Source organism: Actinoallomurus acaciae, from assembly GCF_042429965.1.
Lineage (GTDB): Bacteria > Actinomycetota > Actinomycetes > Streptosporangiales > Streptosporangiaceae > Actinoallomurus > Actinoallomurus acaciae.
The window spans coordinates 1-4356 of record NZ_JBHLZP010000621.1 but is presented as its reverse complement, the minus strand read 5'-3'; the positions used below and the strand labels follow the sequence as shown (position 1 = coordinate 4356).

5 protein-coding genes and 1 pseudogene are annotated in these 4356 nt (G+C 71.3%); 4 read left to right on the top strand and 2 right to left on the bottom strand.

All coding sequences use genetic code 11. The annotated features are described in order from the left end of the window. A partial coding sequence (locus ACFFNX_RS43505) for a hypothetical protein (protein WP_378212112.1) occupies positions 1 to 419 on the top strand: 419 nt, incomplete at its 5' end. 198 nt (positions 420 to 617) lie between these two features. Next, a complete protein-coding gene (fahA, locus tag ACFFNX_RS43500; protein WP_378212111.1) occupies positions 618 to 1823 on the top strand; it encodes a fumarylacetoacetase in 1206 nt (401 codons plus the stop codon). A 32-nt stretch (positions 1824 to 1855) separates the two neighbouring features. Here the strand turns inward: fahA and ispF are convergent, their stop codons facing one another. Then, positions 1856 to 2317: a 2-C-methyl-D-erythritol 2,4-cyclodiphosphate synthase gene (gene ispF / locus ACFFNX_RS43495; RefSeq protein WP_378212110.1), complete on the bottom strand. Its 462-nt coding sequence runs from the start codon at positions 2315 to 2317 to the stop codon at positions 1856 to 1858. Between the two features lie 22 nt (positions 2318 to 2339). Beyond that, on the bottom strand, positions 2340 to 2822 hold the full coding sequence (locus ACFFNX_RS43490; protein ID WP_285568317.1) for a CarD family transcriptional regulator: 483 nt from the start codon (positions 2820 to 2822) through the stop codon (positions 2340 to 2342). Positions 2823 to 3107: 285 nt separating this feature from the next. Here ACFFNX_RS43490 and ACFFNX_RS43485 point away from each other — a divergent pair, with 285 nt between their 5' ends. Further along, positions 3108 to 3830, top strand: coding sequence for a hypothetical protein (locus tag ACFFNX_RS43485; RefSeq protein ID WP_378212109.1), 723 nt, complete (start codon positions 3108 to 3110; stop codon positions 3828 to 3830). A 178-nt stretch (positions 3831 to 4008) separates the two neighbouring features. Continuing rightward, a pseudogene (locus ACFFNX_RS43480) lies at positions 4009 to 4356 on the top strand (hypothetical protein); the annotation flags it as partial.

The following is a 4356-nucleotide window of genomic DNA, read 5'->3' as shown; positions in this document are numbered from 1 at the left end:
CGGCCCCGGGCCGGGCCGTGCCGCGTCCGGAGCGGCCCACCGGGCGCGCCGGGTCTCCGGCCGTCCCGCCCGCCGAAGACGCGACCGAGCCCGAACCCGACGTGGAGGCACCCGTGAACGACCAGTCCGCCCAGCCGGCCGAAGAGGAACCCAGACCCCGCTATGTCGCCCGGACCTCGCTGCCGACCGACGTCAGGCTGGTCGGCGGCCCGAAGCCCCGGACGTCCCTCACCGACACCCAGCCGGACGGGATCAAGCTGCCGGACACCAAGCCGGACGGCATCCCGATCGTGACCACGGCCACGGACGACGAGGACGACGCCTACGCCGACGAACGCGCCGAGGACCCGGAAGCCGGCATGGAGGCGATCCCGCCGTCGAGCAAGTTCCGCAGCGGTCCCACCCCTCCCCGCGGCTGACCGGACGACCCGGGCCGGTGTGGCCATCGGGGCGCATGCGCTCGCCCCGGCGACGCCCGGGGAGGATTCCGCAGCCGGAATGGAGCCGGCCCGCCGACCGCGGCCCGTTCCGGGAGGCTCCGGCGGCGGCCATCGGGCATGTCCGGAATACGCCAGGGCGGCTTGGTGAAAGCCGGTCTGAAGGGGAACGCTGAGGAGATGAGGACCTGGGTGCCCGTGCCTGAGGGCAGCGGCTTCGGAGTGAACAACCTTCCGTACGGCGTTTTCTCCCAGCGGGGTGAGCTTCCACGGGTCGGTGTGGCCATCGGGGAGCATGTGCTCGACCTGGCCGAGCTGGCGGGGGCCGGGCTGCTCGCCGACCGGCGGTGGTTCGCCGCGGGATCGCTGAACTTCTTCATGGCCGCCGGGCGCTCGGTGTGGCAGCCGACGCGGGATCGCATCATCACGCTGCTCACCGACATCTCCTACCGCGACGAGGTCGAGCCCGCGCTCTATCCGATGAGCGACGTCGAGCTGCACATGCCGTTCGCGGTGGCGGACTACGTCGACTTCTACTCCTCGCGCGAGCACGCGACGAACCTCGGGCGGATCCTGCGGCCCGGGGGCGGGCCGCTGCTGCCGAACTGGACCCGCCTGCCGGTCGGCTACCACGGCCGCGCCGGCTCGGTGGTGCCGTCGGGGACGCCGATCGTACGGCCCCGGGGGCAGCGCAAGGGCGAGACGGAGCCGGTGTTCGGGCCGACGGCGAAGCTCGACATCGAGGCCGAGGTCGGGTTCGTGATCGGGGTGCCGTCGGCGCTCGGGCAGTCGGTGCCGACGAGCGCGTTCCGCGACCACGTGTTCGGTTTCGTGCTGGTCAACGACTGGAGCGCACGCGACATCCAGGCGTGGGAGTACCAGCCGCTGGGCCCGTTCCTGTCCAAGTCGTTCGCGACGTCCGTCTCGCCGTGGGTCGTCCCGGTCGACGCGCTGGGGGCCGCCCACGTACGCCCGCCGGAGCAGGATCCCGAGCCGCTGCCGTACCTGCGCTGCGACGAGCCGTGGGGCCTGGACGTGACCTTGGAGATCGAGCTGAACGGGCACATGGTGAGCCGGCCGCCGTTCGCCGGGATGTACTGGACGGCGCCGCAGCAGCTCGCCCACGCGACGGTGAACGGCGCCGCGCTGCGCACGGGCGACCTGATGGCCTCGGGCACGGTCTCGGGCCCGCGGCGCGACCAGCGCGGCAGCCTGATCGAGCTGACGCGGAACGGCACCGAGCCGCTCGAACTGCCCGACGGCACGAAACGCGTCTTCCTGGAGGACGGCGACACCGTGCGCATCACCGCCACGGCGCCTTCGTCCGGCGTCGACCCGATCGGCTTCGGCGACGTCATCGGCACGGTCTACCCGTCGCCCGCCTGACCGGTATCGCGACGCGGCCGGCGTCTCGCGCGTTACCGGTAGACGAGAGCGGTGGCGAAGGCGGCGATGCCCTCGCCGCGGCCCGTGAGGCCCAGGCCGTCGCTCGTGGTGGCCGAGACGCCGACCTCCGCGCCGCCCAGGGCCTCGCTCAGCGCCTTTTCCGCCTCGTGGCGGCGGGGCGCCACCCTCGGGCGGTTGCCGATGATCTGGACGGCCACGTTGCCGATGGAGTAGCCGGACTCTTCCAGGCGGTGGTGGACCTCCTGGAGAAGGGCGATGCCCGGGGCGCCCGACCAGCGTTTGTCGGTCGTGCCGAAAACGGCACCGAGGTCGCCCAGGCCGGCGGCCGTCAGCAGCGCGTCGCAGATCGCGTGGGCCGCCGCGTCTCCGTCGGAGTGACCTTCGAGGCCGTCACCCTCACCGGGCCAGTCGAGGCCGGCGAGCCGGAGCGGACGACCAGACGCGAACGGGTGGACGTCGACACCGACGCCCACCCGTGGAAGCGCTACCAAATCTTCAGCCCGCGAGGACTTCGTCGAGCAGGGCCTCGGCCTTGTCCTCGTTGGTCTTCTCGGCCAGCGCCAGCTCGCTGACCAGTATCTGCCGCGCCTTGGCCAGCATGCGCTTCTCACCGGCCGACAGGCCGCGTTCCTTGTCGCGCCGCCAAAGATCACGGACAACCTCGGCGACCTTGTTGACGTCGCCGGACGCGAGCTTCTCAAGGTTCGCCTTGTAGCGTCGCGACCAGTTGGTGGGCTCTTCGGTGTAAGGTGCCCGCAGCACCTCGAACACCCTCTCCAGCCCCTCCTGGCCTACCACGTCACGGACGCCGACCAGCTCGGCGTTCTCCGCAGGGACACGAACTGTGAGATCGCCCTTGTCGACCTTCAACACCAGGTAGGTCTTGTCCTGACCCTTGATGGCACGAGTCTCGATGGCTTCGATCCGAGCAGCCCCATGATGGGGGTAGACGACAGTGTCGCCGACCTTGAAAGTCATGTGACAAGTACCCCTTCCGCTATGGATAGGGTAGCACGCTGCACGGACCCTCTGAACCGCCGTTCTCGACATATGCGCAGGTCAGCACGGTAATTAGGGTATTGACAAAGGTTGAATCGCGTGCAATAGGCATACCTGCGGATCGGATTGGCCCGCACCGCGCACACAGCGGCGGAAGCGGCTCATACTGGAGGTGGACGAATCCGCAGCGGGTCGCCCGCCCCTGCCTCGCGGGGGTCCGGGGGTCCGCGCGCGGCCACAGCGGTCCGAGAAGGTAGGTGTGGCGTGGGGCTTCACGGCGACCATGACGACTACGGGCTGCCCAAGGTCGACGTCGTCGTACCGGACGACGCTCGGGAGCTCGATCGTGACGTCATCGCGTACCGGCGCGAGCTGCGGCAGCAGCGCCGCCGCGAGCGCTGGCAGCGCGCCGGTCGACCCTTCACACGCTACGGCATCGCCGCCCCCTTCATCGCGAGCGCGGTGCTCATCGCCCTCATCAGCGGCGTGTTGATGACCGTCATATCCCCCCGTCCCACCCCGCGGACGATCCAGGTGCCACCGACGGGGCCGCAGCGGCTGCGCCCCGGTGACGTCGGCGGCGGTCTGCCCGCCGGCAATGTGATCTACCGTCACAAACCCATCCCGGTGACCGAGCTCATCAACGTTGCCGGAGTCGTCCTGGTCGTACCCCGTGAGTGCGGATGCGACGCCGTCGTGCAGGGCATCATCCGGCAAGCCGGAAACCAGCGGCTCCAGGTGTGGCTCATCGCGGACGACCGCGGCGACAAGAGCGACGACGACGTGGCGCGCCTCGCCGAGGGCGCCGCGCCCGGTGCCGCCCTCGTCGCCGACGATCCCGACCGGGTGCTCTCCTCGACGTACCGGGCCGGCGGGCTGACCGCGGTCCTGGTCCGCACCGACCGCATCGTCCGTAAGATCCTCAGAGGCCTCCAGACGGGCCGCGACATCACCGTCGACCTCCGCCCCCTCCAGACCCCGAGCTGACCTCGGGCCGCCTCTGAACGGCTCCCCGCCCGGACCCGGCTCCCGGCATCGGGCGGGCCCGGGGGGCACCGCATCGGCCCCCCGCGTTCCTCGCTCACGGCTACCGCTACGCTTCCGTGTGGCGTTTCGCGCGCCTGTTGAAACATCCCGGAATAACCCGCAAGGAGAGTAGGCCGCCGTGAGCCGCAACAGCCGCCGGGCGCTCGCCACCGCCGTCGCCGGCGTCTTCGCCATCGCCCCGCTGGTGACCGCTTGCGCTGCCGGAAAGCATCCGCAGAGCGCGTTTCCCACCCGCCTGGCCGAGGGCGTCAACGCCTCCGTGCACGCGGTGGACGTCCGCAACGCCTTCGTGCTCGGGCCCGCGCCGGGCCAGAAGCTGGCCGCCCGCGGCGACGCGGCGCTCTACGCGTGGTTCGTCGACAACGCGGCGTCGCCCGACCGTCTCGTCGCGGCCGAGGCCCCGGGCGCGGCCCAGTCGGTGCAGATCGCCGCCGGAGCCCTCACCCTGCCGCCGGGCCAGCTCGTG